Raw genomic sequence first — 15,809 nt, forward strand, 5'->3', positions numbered from 1 at the left:
CCCGACCGATTACCCCACTATGCGAGCATCAGATATTAGCAGCCGACTTTTCAACACCGTCAGCATATCAAAGTTGAAAAGTCAGACGGATTTTTCATCTGCAGTATTTTTTATCACTATAGTGTATTCTATGTGATCTTCCCTGTCGATACGTTTTGCTGTTGCCTCGACTCCTGCCAGCTTCATCACTTCAAGTGCCTTGTTCACTGAGTTGAAAAACAGCCTCACATCTTTTAACATTACAGCGCGTTTTTCATAGCTTGTCTTTTTCAACTCCTGACGTTCAAGACGGTCAATATATTTTTCAAGGGTATCAACTGTCCAGCTGCCGTTTATTGTTTTTGCGAGTATTTCCTTTCGTCGGTCTTCATCAGCCACCCTAAGCAAAGCGCGTGCATGGCGTTCGGTCAGTCCTTTTTCGATCATAAGCTGTTGTTCCTCATCGGTCAGCTTCAGCAGACGAAGCTTGTTCGCTATGGTGGAACGTGCCATACCGAGTTTTATGGAAATCTTCTCCCGTGTTATCTCACCGCTTTCGATAAGTTTGTTTATGGCTGCTGCTTCCTCAAAACAGTTAAGATCACTTCGCTGGATATTTTCCAGCAAGGCAAGTACAGCCGATCTTTTTTTGTCTGCTTCTATCAGTATGCATGGCACTGTTTTCAGTCCTGCTAGTTTTGCAGCCCTTAATCTGCGTTCACCCGATATCAGTTCAAAATCATTTTCGGTCTGCCTGACCGTCAGGGGCTGGATTATACCGTTTGCTGTTATGCTTTTTGCAAGTGATGTCAGTTCTTCAGGTGAAAAATGTCTGCGGGGCTGAGAAGGGTTCGGACGTATATCTCCCGTACCTATCTCCAGAAGTTTTCCGGTATCAGGTATTTCCTCAACGGTTTCCTCACGTATCTCAACGAATGCTTTTGTTATAAAGTCAGTTAGTTTGTTCATTAATATGCCTCCTTTTCAGTATCCATATTGTAGCATAGCCGCCGCTGATTTTCCATATTTTTATGCGGCATATCCTTCGTCTTTTTTAGATGTTTTAGTTCATCAGATGTTTTATAGTGACATACATCTTCTTTTTTATCGGAATGTTTGTCGCTTTTGAAAGATAAAAAAGTGTAGCAAACAGAAATGTTCCACGTGGAACAATTTATATTTTGTCTGTTTAGAATATCATTCCGAACAAAAATGTTCCACGTGGAACATTTTATAACTTATCAGAAAAGAAAAATTGTTCCACATAGAAAATTCAGAAAAATGATTACGTGCAAAATGCAGAAATTTTAAAAAAGGGGTTTTCAAATCGTAAAAAATGTTGTATAATAAAAAAGTACGAAACATTTGAAAAGGGGAGATATTATGGGTAAGATAATTGCCGTTTCTAACCAGAAGGGCGGCGTTGGAAAATCCACTACTGTCTGCAACCTTGCCGCTGTATTCGGCGCAAGGGGCGAGAAGGTCCTTATTATAGATTTTGACCCTCAGGGTAACACTACCACAAGCTACGGTATCCAGAAAAGGAGCATACGCAATACCATTTATGATGTACTCATGGGTGATTGTTCACTTTTTGAAGCTGTGTGTGCTACTGCTTTCAGGGGCGTATCTGTTGTACCTACAACTCAGGAACTTGCAGGCGCATCCGTACAGCTTATGTCAATGGAAAACAGAGCATCACAGCTGAAAGAAAAGCTGTCCGAAGCTCGTAATTTCTATGATCATATTTTTATAGATTGTCCGCCTACACTTGATATGCTGACAATAAATGCACTTGTAGCTGCTGACTCGGTACTCATACCACTTCAGTGCGAATTTCTCTCACTTGAAGGACTTGTCGAACTGCACAGCACGATCGACAGAGTAAAACAGGCATGGAATAAGTCACTCGTCATAGAGGGTATACTGTTTACCATGTGTGTTGACAGGTATAAGATCACAGGACAGATAGTCAGTGAAGTCAAAAAGCATTTTCCAAAGGAAGTATTTACAACTTCTATCCCGAGAAATGTTGCTTTATCCGAAGCACCCAGCTTTGGTCAGCCTGCTATATACTATGATAAAAAGGCAAAGGGATCAAAGGCTTACGAAGAACTGGCTAAGGAAATGCTGAAACGTGACAAAAAGCGTAAAGCAAAGTGAATATAAAAATGTTCCACGTGGAACATTTTTGCTTGATGAAATATTTTCTCTGCAGGAGCATAAGATCATAAATTGTTCCACGTGGAACAATTTGTTGAATGACATGAAAAGTAATGACAGTAAAGTTTCCGATACCAAGGAGACAATATATTATTCCAGCAGAAGATCATCAGGTCAGGATACAGCACACTATATAAAATGATGCAGATCCTGGAATATTCACACTTATAGAAAGTATATACCGATAAGATATATGGCTTTGGCGGTATTCATGCTTACCTCCATGGCAAGATAGAAAGGACTAATCATGGGAAAGAAAAACAGAATGGGTTCCGGACTTGATATGCTGTTTGCTGAAAATACTCAGCCCGAAACAGTATCAAGCGAACAGGAGAGTAATGATAGTGTGGCTATGGTGAAGATCACACTGCTTGAACCGAATAAGGATCAGCCAAGAAGCCTGTTTGATGATGATAAGCTTTCTGAACTGGCTGACAGCATAAAGGAAAACGGCGTACTTCAGCCAATACTTGCAAGACCTCTGGATAACGGCGGCTATCAGATAGTTGCAGGTGAACGCAGATGGAGGGCATCAAGGCTGGCAGGTCTTACTGAGGTGCCCGTATATATAAAGGAACTTGATGATAAGCAGACCATGCAGATGGCACTTATCGAGAATATACAAAGACAGGATCTTTCACCTGTGGAAGAGGCAAAGGCTTATAAAAACCTTATGGATACCTATAATATGACTCAGCAGCAGGTGGCTGAGTCGGTAGGCAAGTCGCGTTCGGCTGTTGCCAATTCTCTGAGACTGCTGGAACTTACAGCAACTGTAAGAGATATGGTGGATAATGGTGAGTTGTCAGTGGGTCATGCCAAGGTACTTTCCGGTGTTGACGACGATAAACAGTGTATATTAGCAGAACGTATCATCAGTGAAGGATTGTCCGTAAGGCAGCTTGAGGACGAGATAAAGAAGCTGGCACTGTCTGAAACCAAGAGATCAGATGATGAAAAGGCAAGTATACGCAAAAACTCGATCAAAAAGGACAGACCTTTTCTGTATGAGTTCATGATGTCCGTAAACGCGGTATCGGATTACAACGTTAAGGCTAAAGAGGAACGCGGAGGCGGAGTAAAAGTGGAACTAAAGATACCAAAGGAAGTTGATGCGGAAACACTGTTGTCAAAACTTGCAGTTCTTTTGACAGATGAATAAAAATACTTCTGTAAGGTATTGACTTTTTGTGGGATTTAATGTATAATATAATAGTCTATTTATATCAATATCATAAAGATGATCTTTACTGTACAATAAAAAGGTGGCTAGATAATGGGATTACTTGACAAACTGTTCGGCAATTACTCCAAAAAGGAGCTTGCCAAGATCGAACCTATCAAAAATAAGGTGCTGGAACTCGAGGAGAAGTATGCGGCTATGTCCGATACCGAACTGGGTGAACAGACCGCACTGCTGAAGAGCAAGGTGGATGATGCCTCGGGTCTTGATGATGTTCTGCCCGATGCACTGGCTGTATGCCGTGAGGCTGCGTGGAGAGTACTGGGCAAAAAGCCTTATCCCGTTCAGATAATCGGTGCTATCGTTCTTCATCAGGGACGTATCGCTGAGATGAAGACCGGTGAAGGTAAAACTCTGGTCGCTTGTCTTGCAGCGTATTCAAACTCACTTACAGGCAAGGGCGTACACGTTGTTACTGTTAATGACTATCTGGCCAAATTCCAGTCAGAGGAAATGGGAAAGGTATTCAACTTCCTCAATACCTCTATAGGCTGTGTACTTTCAGGCATGGATAAGTCTGCTAAGAGAGTGGCTTACAACTGTGATATCACATACGGTACGAACTCAGAACTGGGCTTCGATTATCTGCGTGACAACATGGTAATATACAAGAAGGACAAGGTGCAGAGAGAGCACGCTTTCGCTATTGTGGACGAGGTGGACTCCATACTGATAGACGAAGCGAGAACTCCTCTTATAATCTCGGGTCAGGGCGATAAGTCCACCGAGCTTTACGGTCTGGCTGATAAGTTCGCCAAGACACTGAAGCCTGTTACCGTTATCGAAATGGATGACAAGATAGATAACGATACTCTCGACGGTGACTATATCATCGACGAAAAGGCAAAGACAGCAACTATCACCAAGAGCGGTGTCAAGAAGGCTGAAAAGGCTTTCCATGTTGACAACCTTATGGATGCTGAAAATATGACCCTCGCGCATCACATCAATCAGGCGCTGAAAGCTAACGGCGTTATGAAAGAGGGCGTTGACTATATCGTTCGTGACGGTGAGGTACTCATCGTTGACGAATTTACAGGACGTGTTATGGACGGCAGACGTTTCAATGACGGTCTGCATCAGGCTATCGAGGCTAAGGAAGGCGTTGAGGTCAAGAGAGAATCCAAGACCATCGCTACCATAACATATCAGAACTATTTCAGACTTTACAACAAGCTGTCGGGTATGACAGGTACTGCGCTGACTGAGGAAGATGAGTTCAGGGAGATATACAAGCTGGACGTTATCGAGATACCCACCAACAGACCTGTTATAAGAAAAGACCATCCCGATGTGGTATACAAGACCGAGGCAGGTAAGTTCGATGCTGTTATCGATAAGATAGTTGAATGCCACGAGAAAGGTCAGCCTGTACTGGTAGGTACTGTATCTATCGAGAAGTCTGAGTACCTTTCAAAGCTGCTGAAGAAGAAGGGCGTTCAGCATAACGTGCTCAACGCTAAATACCATGACAGAGAAGCTATGATAGTTGCACAGGCAGGTAAGTTCGGTGCTGTTACTATCGCTACCAACATGGCAGGACGTGGTACGGATATCACACTGGGCGGTAACGCTGAGTATCTGTCACTGGCAGCACTCCAGAAAGAGGGCTATACCGAGGAGCAGGCTGTTGAGGCAGCAAGCTATTCAAATACTGATGATGAGGAGATCCTCACTGCAAGAAAGAAGTACAGAGAGCTTTACAAGAAGTTCGATGAAGAAGTAAAGGAAAAGGCTGAAAAGGTAAGAGAAGCCGGCGGTCTGTACATCATCGGTACTGAAAGACATGAGTCAAGACGTATCGACAACCAGCTGAGAGGACGTTCGGGACGTCAGGGTGACCCCGGCGAGAGCACATTCTTCCTCTCACTTGAAGATGACCTGATGAGAATATTCGGCGGTGACCGTATCACAGGTATGATGGATACACTGAATGTTGACGAGCATACTCCCATACAGTCAAGAATGCTTTCCAGCGTTATCGAATCTTCACAGAAGAAGATCGAGGGCAGAAACTTCAATATAAGAAAGAACGTCCTCAACTACGATGACGTTATGAATACTCAGCGTGAGATAATCTACAGTCAGCGTCAGATGGTGCTCGACGGTGAGGATCTGCATGAGTATATCGTACACATGATAAAGGATTTCGTTGATGATTCTGTAAATATGTACGTTCAGGGCGATATCGCTGATGACTGGAACCTTGTTGGTCTGAAAGAAAGACTCAATGGTCTGTTCACCACAGAGGATGATTTCAACTATACCGCTGAGGAAATGGACGAACTGACACGCGAGGATATCGTAAATACTCTCCAGGAAAGAGCTGAGAAGCTTTATGATGACAGAGAGCGTGAACTGGGCGAAGAGCTTCTGCATGAGATCGAGAGAGTTTGTCTGCTGAAGGTAGTTGATACCAAGTGGATGGATCATATCGACGATATGGAAGAGCTGAAGAAGGGTATCGGTCTGAGAAGCTACGGTCAGAAGAACCCTGTTGTTGAGTACCGTATGGAAGGTATGGATATGTTCGATGCAATGATCGAATCTATCCGTGAGGATACTGTAAGGATGCTGTTCACCATAAAGGTAAGACAGCAGATAGCTCCTCAGAGACAGGAAGTTCTCAAGCCAATGGAGAATCATCATAATATGACCCTCCGCAAGCGCGAGAAGAATTAAACTGATATACTGAAAGCTTATGAACAGGACGGCAATATGACCGTCCTGTTTTCGGATATAAATGATTATCAAAAGGAGAAAAGAGCGATGGAAAGAAAATACGCACTGCTTGGCGAAAGTCTGAAGCACACCATGTCACCGCCGATACACCGGAGGTTATTTGAACTGAAAAACAGGGAATTCACTTATGAGATAATCGAGCTGCCTCCCGAGGCACTGGAGGGTCATGCGGAGTATCTTAAAGCTCTCGCCGGATTCAATATAACCATACCCCATAAAATCGGTATTATACCTTATTGCGACAAGCTGGCTGATTCAGCTAAGAGATACAATTCAGTAAACTGCGTAGACAACAAGGATGGCGTGCACACAGGCTATAATACGGACTGCGACGGTTTTCTTGCGACAATAAGGGCTATGGGTGCTGACCTTGGAGGAAAGGTACTGCTTATCGGCTGCGGCGGTGTAGGCAGAATGATGGCGATAGAAGCGGCGCTGGCAGGTGCTGACCTTGTGATTGCTGTACTGGAAAGTGATATACCTCTGGCAGAACAGGCTAAAAAGGAAATAATTGCCATGAAGTCTGATGCTAAGGTGACTATAGTAAAGAATACTGAGATAGATACATCCGTAAGCTATGACCTGCTTATGAATGCCTGCCCTGTGGGAATGTATCCCAGGGTCGAGGGCTGCCCTGTGAGTGATGAGGTTATAGAGGCTAGCAAGGCTGTATTCGATGTTATATACAATCCCCGTGAAACTGTACTTATCAGAAAGGCGAGAGCTCTTGGCAAAAAAGCCGCAGGCGGAATGGCTATGCTGGTATGGCAGGCTGTTAAAGCCCACGAGATATGGGACAGCGATACCTATACTGACAGTGAGGTCCAGGCTATCATCGAGGAGATGGAGCTGCAGGTAGAAAAGGATTTTCCCATAGGCAAGTAATATTATATCCCGATGTGCAAAAGTGCATCGGGGTATTTTTTATGTATGACTGGTTCTTTTCAAAAAAAGAATTCGTTTACAATAGTAAATTATTTGTTATCTACTTGAAAAGCACTTTTTTTTGGTGTATAATTATAGCAACAGAATATATAGTTTTTTTATGACCCTCTTATAGTTGCACATATATAATTGAGGGATATATATATTCGGATATGAATAAGGGAAAAAAAGGAAAATGGGTAAAAAAGGAGTGTATGGATATGATGATAAGTGAGATAAGACAGGAACTGACAGATCACATTATACCATTCTGGAACAAGCTGCGCGATGATGAGAACGGGGGATTCTACGGATACCTCAGCTACGGGCTGGAACTTGACAAGAAGGCAGATAAGGGTGTTATACTGCATTCGAGGATACTGTGGTTCTATTCAAACGCTTATATGACACTGGGCGGTGATGAGCTTCTTGACAATGCAAAGCACGCTTATGAGTTCATAAAGAACAACTGCATCGACTATGAATACGGTGGAGTATACTGGATGATGGACTTTGAGGGCAAGCCTGCGGATACCATGAAGCATACTTACAATATCGCTTTTGCTATATATGCGCTGTCAAGCTATTACAGAGCGAGCGGTGACAAGGAAGCTCTCGCGCTGGCATACAGGCTTTTTGAGGACATAGAAAAGAATACTCTTGATGAGTACGGCTACCGCGAAGCTTTTGACAGGCAGTGGAGGCTTGTGGATAATGAGGCGCTCAGCGAGAACGGTCTGAAGGCTGACAAGACCATGAATGCTATACTTCACCTTATTGAAGCGTATACCGAGCTGTACAAGGCAGACGGTAACGAGAAGGTAGCTGACAGGCTGAAGTTCCAGCTGGGACAGATGAGGGATATAGTATATACCCCCGATACAAATGCGCTGAAGGTATTCTTTGATACAGCTTTCAATCTGGTCGGAGATATACATTCCTACGGGCATGACATTGAAGCCACATGGCTTATGGACAGAGCCTGCGATGTACTGGGCGATGAGGATCTGAAAAAGCAGTTCGCTGAAATGGACCTGAAGATATCCCATAATATACAGGATATAGCTCTTGAGGACGGTGCGCTGAACAATGAGCGCGACAAGAACGAGATAGACAAGACCCGCGTATGGTGGGTACAGGCTGAGGCTGTTGTGGGATTCATAAATGCTTATCAGCACAGCGGCGATGAAAAGTTCCTTGAATCTGCAAAGAGCGTATGGGAGAATATCAAGGAGTACATCATAGACAAGCGTGAGGGCGGTGAATGGTATTCCGAGGTCACCTTTGACCATACTCCTCACGACTATAAGGAAACGGTCGGTCCCTGGAAGTGTCCTTATCATAACGGCAGAATGTGTATGGAAGTCATCACACGCGGAGTAGATATCTGATATTCTTCCGAAAGGAGAACTACATGGAAAAAGCAGTCAAACTGCTTCACCGCACACTAATTACTTTGTGCATTTTTATACTTGGCGGAAGCCTGATATATTACCTTACAAAGTGGGGAAGTCTGCCCGATGAACCGGGTATACATTTCGGTTCCGATCAGGAGTTCGATGTATACGCCTCTAAGGTCTACGGATTTTATCCCCACCTGATGAGCGGCATCACCATAGGAATTGCGGCTTTTTCGGGGTGGCTGATCGGCAGGAAAAACACAGGACTTAATATCAGCGAAAAGGGCGAAAGGCTATTCAAGGCTGAGATAATGCTTACAATAGATGTCATAGCTTTGCTGGTAACCCTGACTTTCCTTGAATGGACGATGGCGGTATCACATCAGAGGGCGCTGGGCAATATCGCTCTCGTACTCATAAGCGCGGCGTTCATAGCGGGAGCTGTCGGGATAATCGCTGAGATAGTCACCGCAGTCAAATTCCGTAAGAAAAACGAACCTGCAAAGGGCACAGGAACTTTTCACCGTTCATGCAGGATAGCCGCGTGGCTTATAACGGGGTTTTCCGTTATACTGCTGATATTCATATGGGAAAGACTTCCCAATGATGACGTTACAGATCAGTATCACGGACTGGCATATTTTGCCAACTTTGACGCTTATCTTGCAAAATGGCTGCTTCTTGTTCCATCTGCTGTTGTTATAGCTATACTGGCTGTGCTGGAAGTCATATCGGTAAGGGCGATGAAAAAAGACAGCAAGGCGCTGGTGAGATTCACCGACAGGCTGAAACTGATAAACGGTCTGTTCTTCTTCTGGTGGGATCTCATGCTGATGAGCGAAGCTGAGATAGGCGCGGTATCGGTTTGTATATACGCAGGGCTGACAATACTTTATGCGGCACTGTATATCTTCCATAAAAAGGAATATAATCATACGGGCGCATAATGAACAACATATCAAAATCCAAGGGCATACCATAGAAAGGCAAATAAAAATGTACAAGTACGAAACACATCTGCACACTGCGGAAACTTCCGCCTGCGCATCGGCAACGGGCGCAGAACAGGCAAGACGTTATAAAGCAGAGGGATACAACGGTATATTTGTTACCGACCACTTTTTCAATTCTAATACCACTGTTCCGAGAGATATCTCATGGGATGAGAAAGTAATGCTTTACTGCAAGGGGTATGAAAATGCCAAGGCAGAGGGCGACAGGATAGGATTGAAAGTATTCTTCGGTATAGAGTACACTTATCAGGGGGCGGATATACTGGTATACGGTCTTGATAAGAGGTGGCTGCTGGCACATCCTGACTGTGACAGGGATTTTTATCAGTTCTGTTATGATGCAAGGGCAGAGGGCGCACTGCTGATACACGCGCATCCTTTCCGTGAGGCAGACTATCTTCGTGAGATAAAGCTTCTGCCAAAGTGGGTGGACGGTGTTGAGGTATACAACAGCGGCAACTCGAAGGAAGTATACAACGAGCGTGCTGAGTGGTATGCAAAGCAGTACGGTTTTCGTATGACGGCAGGAACGGACAATCACCATCTTGATAAGCCAAGTGAAAGACTTGCCGGCATTATCAGTGAGGTGAGGTTTGAATGTGCTGAGGATTATGCGGGTGCATTTTTTTCAGGCAGGGTAATACCGCTGTATCCGAAGGAACGGCTTTGATATACAAATGTTCTACGTGGAACATTTTGGGGTATATACATTTTAAAAAGTAAGCGGCGGAAATAATGCTTACCGGAATATATACATGAGATGGATATATTCCGGTAAGCAAGAAGAAGGAGGATGTTTTATGAACAGCAAAAAAATAGGTGCTATGATAGCAGCAGCTGTGCTGAGTTTAAGTGTTATGACAGCCTGCGGCAACAAGGAAGATAGTTCAAAGGCAGACAAGAAATCTTCGACAGCAGTTGAGAACAGTGCTGCTGATGAGAGCGAGACAGAGAATGTACCTGTTTCTCAGACACATACAAACGATACGATGACAGTGACTTCGGCAAAGGACCTGGTAGCAAAGATGACCAACGGCTGGAATCTCGGAAATACTATGGATGCTACAGGTGAGGGTCTCGGATCGGAGGTTAGCTGGCTTCCTTTAAAGGTTACCACAAACAAGTACATGATAGATATGCTGCCCGAAGCAGGATTCAATGTGCTTCGTATCCCCGTAAGCTGGGGCAACCATATTATCGACGATAAGTACACCATTGATCCTGCGTGGATGGACAGAGTTCAGGAGATAGTAAACTACGGCATAGATAATGGACTTTATGTTATACTGAACACACATCACGAGGAATGGTATATGCCCAAGCCCAGCGAGAAGGACGGCGATATTGAGGAGATCAAAGCTGTATGGGCACAGATAGCCGACCGTTTCAAGGGGTATGACGAGCATCTGATATTTGAAGGACTCAACGAACCCAGACTTCGCGGAGAGGGCGCTGAATGGACAGGTACATCCGAAGCGAGAGAGATAATAAACGAGTACGAAAAAGCATTCGTTGAAACAGTAAGAGCATCCGGCGGAAACAATGGTGACAGATGCCTGATGATAACAGGCTATGCTGCATCGAGCGCATACAACAATCTTTCTGCTATTGAACTTCCCGAGGACAGTGACAAGCTGATAATCTCGGTACACGCATACCTGCCTTACTCATTTGCACTGGATACAAAGGGTACGGATAAGTATGACCCTGAGGATACAGCTATACCTGAGCTGTTTGAGCATCTCAACGAGCTTTTCATAAGCAAGGGCATACCTGTTATAGTAGGCGAATTCGGTACGATGAACAAGGAAAATACCGAGGACAGAGTAAAATGTCTGGAGGATTACCTTGCAGCTGCGGCAAAGTACGATATACCCTGTGTATGGTGGGATAACTATGCACGCATCGGTAACGGAGAGAATTTCGGTCTGATGAACCGTGCTGATCTGGAATGGTATTTCCCTGATCTGATAGAGACTTTCAAGACTTATGCCGAGAAGGATCCGGCATCGGCTGAATGATACAGTTAAGGATATAATTATTTAAGATACGGAGCGTGGAAAAAATGTCAACAGCATTCAGAGGGGCGGATATTCTTCTGCCAAAGGATACGGATATGAAAAAATGGGCTGTAGTTGCCTGCGACCAGTACACTTCTGAACCGGAATACTGGGACAGAGTTGAAAAGTACGTAGGGGATGCTAAAAGCGCCTATGATCTTATCCTGCCCGAGGTATACCTGGAACAGCCGGGAGTAGATTACCGCATAGACAAGATACACCGCACAATGAATGAATATATTGAAAAAGGTGTATTTGAAGAATACAAGGATGCTATGATATATATCGAGAGAGTGCAGTCCGACGGCAGAGTGAGAGCAGGTCTTATCGGCGGGATAGACCTGGAGCAGTACGAATACTACAAAGGCTCCGAATCTCAGGTAAGGGCTACGGAGGCTACTGTTATCGAACGTATACCGCCCCGTATAAAGATACGCAAGGGCGCACCTGTGGAGCTGCCGCATATAATGATACTCATAGATGATGTGAAGAAACGCATCATTGAACCGCTGGCTGATAAGAAAGACGAATTCACCAAGCTATACGATTTTGACCTTATGGAGGGCGGCGGACATATAACAGGCTGGCTGCTGGATAAGGAAAACGAGGAGATCGTGCTGAGTCATCTGGAGCAGTTTTCAAAGCAGGAGGCTTTTGAACGCCGCTACGGTATAAAAGGCAGACAGCCCCTCACCTACGCTATGGGTGACGGAAACCACTCCCTTGCTACAGCTAAGGAATTTTATGAAACACTGAAACGTGCAGAGCCTGCTGCTGATCTTTCGGGACATCCTGCAAGATATGCACTGGTGGAGCTTGTGAATCTTCATTCGCCTGCACTGGAATTTGAAGCGATACACCGCATAGTTACTGAGGTGGATGCCGATAAGCTGGTGGATGAACTGACGAAAAAGCTGGAGCTTTCCGATAAGGAGAGCGAACAGGGCTTCGTTATAGTGCGCAACGGCGAGGAAAAAAAGGTTTATGTACACGCACCTTCTTCAAAGCTGACTGTCGGCTCTTTGCAGAATTTCCTGGATAACTATACTAAGGAATTCGGCGGAAAGACCGACTACATACACGGTGCGGATGTAGTAAAAGAGCTTTCAAAGAAGAAAAATTCCATAGGCTTCTTACTCCCCGATATGGGTAAGGACGAGCTGTTCCCAACGGTCATTGAGGACGGTGCACTGCCGAGAAAAACATTCTCAATGGGTCACGCGGCAGATAAGCGTTTCTATGTTGAGGCACGCAGGATAATAAAGTAATAAGAATAAAGGCAGTCCGTTCAGTTCAGCGGACTGCTTTTTTATATGTCAGGTATCTTATAATAAAGTCACAGCACACAACGGATACCGAGAAACAAATTGCCCGCACTAGCATTGTAAGTGACGAGACGGCATCCCGGGCTAGGGGAACTCTTTTTCCGTAATGGCTGACAACGGACACCGAGAAACAAATTGCCCGTACTTGCATAGTAAGTGACGTAATGCGTACCCGCGCGAGGGAAACTCTTTTTCCGTAATGGCTGACAATGGACACCGAGAAACAAATTACCCGTACTTGCATTGTAAGTGACGAGGCGGCATCCCGGGCTAGGGGAACTCTTTTTCCGTAATGGCTGACAACGGATACCGAGAAACAAATTGCCCGTACTAGCATAGTGAGTGACGAAGCGGCATCCCGGGCTAGGGGAACTCTTTTTCCGTAATGGCTGACAACGGACACCGAGAAACAAATTACCCGTACTTGCATTGTAAGTGACGAGGCGGCATCCCGGGCTAGGGGGAATTGACTTTTTGGGGGAAATTTAGTATAATGAAATATCAGAATATTGCTGATAAGGTGGGGCGGTAATGAAAAAAGAATATGATAAAAAATGTATTGCTGTCCTTTCAGCGGTGGGTTTGGCAGTGACAGGTATCGTTATCGCCTGCGTGATACTGCTTTCTCCGAAAAAGCTTGTTATAAGCGAGATATGTGCGGATAACGACGGTAAGTTCAAAGAGGCTTCGCACCGTGACAGCAAGGGTAAGCTGTGCGACTGGGTGGAGATATACAATCCCAACGATAAAGAAGTCAGCCTGAAGGATTATACAATCGTCCGTGAGGACGGAAAGGAGTGCGCTGTCAGCGGAGGGAGCGTTCCTGCACATGGGTATGCACTGATATACTGTACTAAAAACGGATTTGATGACAGCGATATACCCTGGGTGGATATAAAGATACCCAAAGGAGAGGAACATACAATTTCGATAAAGAGCGGCAGCAAGGTCATAGACAGCCTGACAGCCGAACCGACACCCGAGGGATTCACGGTATGTTCGGGCGAGGACGGCGCTTATATAACTGTGCCGACTCCCTGCAGTGAAAATTCACGGGATAAAAAAGCTTCACAGGTTGTATTTTCGGAGGAGAGCGGGTTTTATCCAAAAGGATTCATGCTGGAAATGACAGCTGCAAATTCTGCAGGGATATACTACACTACTGACGGAACAGACCCAAGAACTTCCGATACGGCGGAGATATATTCAAAGCCCTTGGAAGTAAAGGACAGGTCGGGGGAAAAGAATGTGCTTTCAGCTATAGACCCCATGAAGATACAGCTGCAATACCGCGTGGGAAAGGTGAAACTACCCAAGGACGAGGATGTTGATAAGGGCACTGTCATACGTGCCTGCGCAAGGAATACAGACGGCGGATGGGGAAAGGTAAGTACGGCTTCATACTTTGTAGGCTTTTCAACCGAAGATCACAGCAGTATGCCTGTGATATCTATGGTGACAGATCCTGCAGCACTGTACGATCACGAAACGGGCATATACGTCCGCGGAAAGGTATATGAGGATTACTACCCTACTGAACCCGATCATTTGTATAACGGCTCTATCCCTGCAAACTATAATCAGAGGGGTAAGGAGTGGGAGCGTCCCTGCTGCCTGCAGTTCTTTGAGAGTGACGGAAGTCTTGTATTCACTCAGGATGCAGGTATGCGTATTCAGGGAGGATGGTCCAGGGCTGATTATCAGAAATCATTCAGGTTCTTTGCGCGTTCGGACTACGGAAGCAAGAAGTTTGGATATAGTTTCTGGCAGGGGCTTGAAACCGCAGATGGCAGGGATGATGACAGCTTTTCAACATTTGTATTGAGAAACGGCGGTAATGATTCCAACTACCTGAAATTCAAGGATATAATGATACAGGATATGGCAAGCTGTCTGCTGCCAGCAACACAGTCAGGCAGACCATGTGTGCTTTTCATCGACGGTGAATACTGGGGTATGTATGTGCTTCAGGAGGACTATTCACAGGAATATTTTGCAAGGCATTACGGAGTAGATGAGGACAGTGTAGCCATATACAAGAACGATGAACTTGATGAGGGTATGGATCCCGACGAGATCAGCTACAGCAATATGCAGAAATTCATATCGGAGAGCGATATGAGCATTGATGATAATTACAGACGTGCCTGTGAACTTATGGATATGGATTGCTTTATAGACTACTGTGCTGTGGAGATGTATATATTCAATGATGACTGGCCGCAGAACAATTACGGCTGCTGGCGTTCAACGGACGGCAGTATATACGGTGACGGCAAATGGAGGTTCTTCCTGTTTGATACCGAATCATGTGCCTGCCATTATAATATGAAAAGCTTGGAAACGGATATATTTGAGTATCTGGAGAAAAAACAAAAAAAGCCGCTGAACAGCATGATACTAAGTCTGCTGGAGAATGAGGAATTCCGTTCAAAGCTGACAACAAGGCTTATGGATATGGGAAATATACTGTATACCGCTGAGCGTACAAGTAGCTTTGAGAAAAGGTACGAAGCGGAATATCTGCCTGAGATGTATGCGTATTTTCTGCGTTTTCCTACCTACCGCACTGTGGAAAGGTCATCTATGGGCATGATATCAAGAATGAGTAAATTCTTTGACGGACGGCAGCAAAAGCTGATAAAGGATCTGAGCCATAGGTACACCCTTGGCAGGGCGAAAACAGTAAAAGTGACATCTGATAAGGATATCACCCTTAACGGGCTCAGTATACAAAGCGGCTTTGAGGGGCGGTATTTCAACAACTGTGAGCTTATACTGAAAGCAGACAGTGAAGTGACCTGGACAGTTAAGCAGAACGGAAATACCACCGAGGTCAATGACAGTAAACTGGTGATAAAGATGACCGGCGATACTGAGATCAAGGCAGAGTAAGGATA

The 15,809-nt window shown here is 44.9% G+C and carries 11 protein-coding genes; 10 read left to right on the forward strand and 1 reads right to left on the reverse strand.

Features of this window, described 5'->3' with window-relative positions:
- Positions 1–81: 81 nt before the first annotated feature.
- The gene (locus RUMAL_RS00075; protein WP_013496778.1) at positions 82–948 is read right to left on the reverse strand and encodes a ParB/RepB/Spo0J family partition protein; all 867 of its coding nucleotides are present in this window, start codon (positions 946–948) and stop codon (positions 82–84) included.
- Between the two features lie 414 nt (positions 949–1,362).
- Between RUMAL_RS00075 and RUMAL_RS00080 the strand changes: the two genes are divergently transcribed.
- The 10 genes from RUMAL_RS00080 (at position 1,363) to RUMAL_RS00130 (ending at position 15,804) form a co-directional block, all read left to right on the forward strand.
- On the forward strand, positions 1,363–2,142 hold the full coding sequence (locus tag RUMAL_RS00080) for a ParA family protein (RefSeq protein ID WP_013496779.1): 780 nt from the start codon (positions 1,363–1,365) through the stop codon (positions 2,140–2,142).
- A gap of 307 nt (positions 2,143–2,449) precedes the next feature.
- A complete protein-coding gene (locus tag RUMAL_RS00090) occupies positions 2,450–3,364 on the forward strand; it encodes a ParB/RepB/Spo0J family partition protein (RefSeq protein ID WP_013496780.1) in 915 nt (304 codons plus the stop codon).
- Positions 3,365–3,478: 114 nt separating this feature from the next.
- On the forward strand, positions 3,479–6,127 hold the full coding sequence (secA, locus tag RUMAL_RS00095) for a preprotein translocase subunit SecA (RefSeq protein WP_013496781.1): 2,649 nt from the start codon (positions 3,479–3,481) through the stop codon (positions 6,125–6,127).
- 87 nt (positions 6,128–6,214) lie between these two features.
- The gene (locus tag RUMAL_RS00100; protein ID WP_037305241.1) at positions 6,215–7,072 is read left to right on the forward strand and encodes a shikimate dehydrogenase family protein; all 858 of its coding nucleotides are present in this window, start codon (positions 6,215–6,217) and stop codon (positions 7,070–7,072) included.
- 260 nt (positions 7,073–7,332) lie between these two features.
- Positions 7,333–8,502 carry a cellobiose 2-epimerase gene (locus RUMAL_RS00105; protein WP_013496783.1) on the forward strand — a complete coding sequence of 390 codons (1,170 nt, stop codon included), beginning with the start codon at positions 7,333–7,335 and terminating at the stop codon, positions 8,500–8,502.
- A gap of 23 nt (positions 8,503–8,525) precedes the next feature.
- Positions 8,526–9,458, forward strand: coding sequence for a hypothetical protein (locus RUMAL_RS00110; RefSeq protein WP_013496784.1), 933 nt, complete (start codon positions 8,526–8,528; stop codon positions 9,456–9,458).
- 49 nt (positions 9,459–9,507) lie between these two features.
- Complete coding sequence (locus tag RUMAL_RS00115) at positions 9,508–10,194, forward strand: PHP domain-containing protein (protein WP_013496785.1); 687 nt, start codon at positions 9,508–9,510, stop codon at positions 10,192–10,194.
- 130 nt (positions 10,195–10,324) lie between these two features.
- Positions 10,325–11,545, forward strand: coding sequence for a glycoside hydrolase family 5 protein (locus RUMAL_RS00120; RefSeq protein WP_013496786.1), 1,221 nt, complete (start codon positions 10,325–10,327; stop codon positions 11,543–11,545).
- Positions 11,546–11,589: 44 nt separating this feature from the next.
- Positions 11,590–12,852 (forward strand): DUF1015 domain-containing protein, encoded by a 1,263-nt coding sequence (locus tag RUMAL_RS00125; protein ID WP_013496787.1) that lies wholly within the window; start codon positions 11,590–11,592, stop codon positions 12,850–12,852.
- A gap of 588 nt (positions 12,853–13,440) precedes the next feature.
- The gene (locus RUMAL_RS00130; protein WP_013496788.1) at positions 13,441–15,804 is read left to right on the forward strand and encodes a CotH kinase family protein; all 2,364 of its coding nucleotides are present in this window, start codon (positions 13,441–13,443) and stop codon (positions 15,802–15,804) included.
- Positions 15,805–15,809: the final 5 nt, after the last annotated feature.

It is taken from the genome of Ruminococcus albus 7 = DSM 20455 (assembly GCF_000179635.2).
GTDB lineage: Bacteria > Bacillota > Clostridia > Oscillospirales > Ruminococcaceae > Hominimerdicola > Hominimerdicola alba.